At 38.2% G+C, this 2,350-nt stretch carries 3 protein-coding genes; all 3 read left to right on the top strand.

Annotated features, from left to right (window positions below; all coding sequences use genetic code 11):
* The first annotated feature begins 67 nt into the window (after positions 1-67).
* The 3 genes from RBATCC27255_RS01010 to RBATCC27255_RS01000 all read left to right on the top strand — a co-directional run bounded on the left by RBATCC27255_RS01010 (position 68) and on the right by RBATCC27255_RS01000 (position 2,143).
* On the top strand, positions 68-1,015 hold the full coding sequence (locus RBATCC27255_RS01010) for a site-specific integrase (protein ID WP_101028341.1): 948 nt from the start codon (positions 68-70) through the stop codon (positions 1,013-1,015).
* 60 nt (positions 1,016-1,075) lie between these two features.
* Complete coding sequence (locus RBATCC27255_RS01005) at positions 1,076-1,336, top strand: DUF6809 family protein (RefSeq protein WP_101028340.1); 261 nt, start codon at positions 1,076-1,078, stop codon at positions 1,334-1,336.
* 510 nt (positions 1,337-1,846) lie between these two features.
* Entirely contained in the window at positions 1,847-2,143 is a 297-nt protein-coding gene (locus tag RBATCC27255_RS01000) for a reverse transcriptase domain-containing protein (RefSeq protein WP_206602205.1), read from the top strand.
* The last annotated feature ends 207 nt before the right edge of the window (positions 2,144-2,350 follow it).

Below are 2,350 nucleotides of genomic sequence, written 5' to 3'. Positions count from 1 at the left end.
ACCGTTACTTGAAGATAAGATTGGAAATAAACCACCTCATGTATAATAATTATCGGAGGTGGTCTAAATGACTGAAAATACACAATTCAAGACGCTTGTAAATACTTGGTTAATAGAAAAGAAACCAATGATTACACCGTCAACACATGCAAACTTTGTTCTTATTTCAGAGAACCATTTGATTCCATACTTTGGAAGAAAGAAGATTGGCAGTTTCACTGAGACCGACATACAAGAATTTATTTCTTACTTGTACAATAACGGTCGTCTTGATGATACCGGGGGCTTGACTGTAAAATCTATACGAGATGTAATACTTGTTTTACGGTTATCTCTCAATTATGCTTATAAAGAGCGAATTATTCCTTTGCTTAATTGGGATTTGATTGAGTATCCGAAAGATACAAGTGTTAAGAAAGTCATATCTTTGTCAAAGGAACAGGAACTCGCACTGATTCAATGCATTTATATGGATATGAATCGTAAAACAGCCGGTATCTTAATTGCCTTGTTCACCGGGTTGCGAATAGGTGAATTATGCGGTATCCAGATGAAAGATATTTCTTTGCTTGACAAAACAATAATTGTTAATAAAACAGTACAAAGAATATATGATAAAAAGAAAGGCACTACATATCTGAATATAGGTCCACCAAAGACCAAAACATCAGCAAGGGTGATCCCTATTCCGTCATTATTAATGAATATTATCAAAAAATTTTATACCGAAAGTCCAAATCACTATTTTTTAACAGGAAAGGTTAAACCTACCGAGCCGAGAACCTACAGACAATTCTTTTCTCGATTCTTGAAACGAAAAGGTCTGCAACAGGTAAAATTTCATGAAATACGTCATACCTTTGCGGTCAGGGCGATAGAAATTCCGGAGTTTGATATCAAATCTCTTTCTGAAATTTTAGGACATAAAAATGTATCCTTTACGCTGAATGTTTACGGAAGTGCTAATATGCAGCAGAAAGTGAAATGTATGAATCTGCTAAATGATTTATTATGATTTTTGCTGGACTTCTGAAAACAGTTGTGATATTGTTGCTTGCTGAAAGGCGGTGCGACAATGAACACACTTGAAGATTTATATTACGGAAACTTATTCCCTCAAGAAAAATGTGCGAAGCTTGATGATGAGGTCAAGGAGCTATTGAAACTGCTCAACAGGAATGAAGAAAAGCTTACGGTAACTCTGACTGAATCGCAGAAAGAAACCTTTGAAAAATACAAGGATTGCAAACGTGAAATTTCTGAAATCAGTGAGCGTGAATCTTTTATTAAAGGATTCCAATTAGGAGCAAGGATAATCATTGAATCGATAAGTTGAGAATAGAAATATTTTCCAAATCATATTACACCCAAAAACAGACAGGAACACATCAAAGGTGGTGCTCCTGTCTGTTTGCTTGTGTGCTCGGCACGCATTATTACTTGGTGGTGAAAGTCCACTACAGACTTGGCAGTAGGAACTGTTAGCCGAAGGCAAGGGCGTCCATCGTGAGGTGGAGTCTGAAGGAAGCCGGATTGAAGGATGAAAAGTTCCCAATGGGCAAAACCTCGGTCTGACGAACAGAAACTACATATAAGGCATACTTGAAACGGACGAGTTTCCCAATCAAAACGAAGTCCAATACTGCCCGAAATTTCAAGGTGTAAATGTAGCAGATATACGAGGCGAAGGTGGTAATGCTTACCCGAGGAGGTCTTGCAGGCGGAATAATCTTTCCGTAGTAACAACTAACTGCAAGAAGTCAGCCGAAGCCATAGTACCAAGGGAAAAAACTTGGGAAGGGCTGAACAATCATAAGTCTTTAGTAAACAGCCAAAGGAGGTTGGTATGATGAAAACAGAATACACCGAAAACGATGGCTTCCTGCAAAGGGATAGTGTGGAACACAAAGAGTATGCAGATAAGGAATACCAATATGCGGTATGCCTTGATTTATCGAAATACTTTGACACCCTTAACCACGAACTTCTGATGAATATGTTAAGACAGGATATTCACGACAAGAGATTGATTGACCTAATCAAGAAATATCTCAAAAGCGGAGTAATGGAAAATGGTGTAAGACACAAAACAGAAGAAGGCTCACCACAGGGCGGAAATCTGTTGCAGGAAGCGGAATATTAAACCACACCATTACAAACGAAAGACTTGCACGCAGGGGATATTATGACATATCCGAAGCGTACAAGTCTATGCACTCAATATGATTGAACCGCCGTGTACGGAACCGTACGCACGGTGTGTGTGAGGTGCTACTCAACTAATGGGTAGCCTCTACTCGATTATGATGTTTTTTGTGAATTTCAAAACTTGAAAAAATTACAAATAATA

The organism is Ruminococcus bromii, from assembly GCF_002834225.1.
In the GTDB taxonomy this organism is placed as follows: domain Bacteria; phylum Bacillota; class Clostridia; order Oscillospirales; family Acutalibacteraceae; genus Ruminococcoides; species Ruminococcoides bromii.
Note: the sequence above shows the minus strand (reverse complement) of the source record. Positions and strands in the feature narration are given on the sequence as shown.

What these genes read in the sequence shown, in the direction of transcription:
- RBATCC27255_RS01010 (WP_101028341.1), top strand. Translation starts at nt 68, where the DNA reads ATGACTGAAAATACACAATTCAAGACGCTTGTAAATACTTGGTTAATA.
- RBATCC27255_RS01005 (WP_101028340.1), top strand. Translation starts at nt 1,076, where the DNA reads ATGAACACACTTGAAGATTTATATTACGGAAACTTATTCCCTCAAGAA.
- RBATCC27255_RS01000 (WP_206602205.1), top strand. Translation starts at nt 1,847, where the DNA reads ATGATGAAAACAGAATACACCGAAAACGATGGCTTCCTGCAAAGGGAT.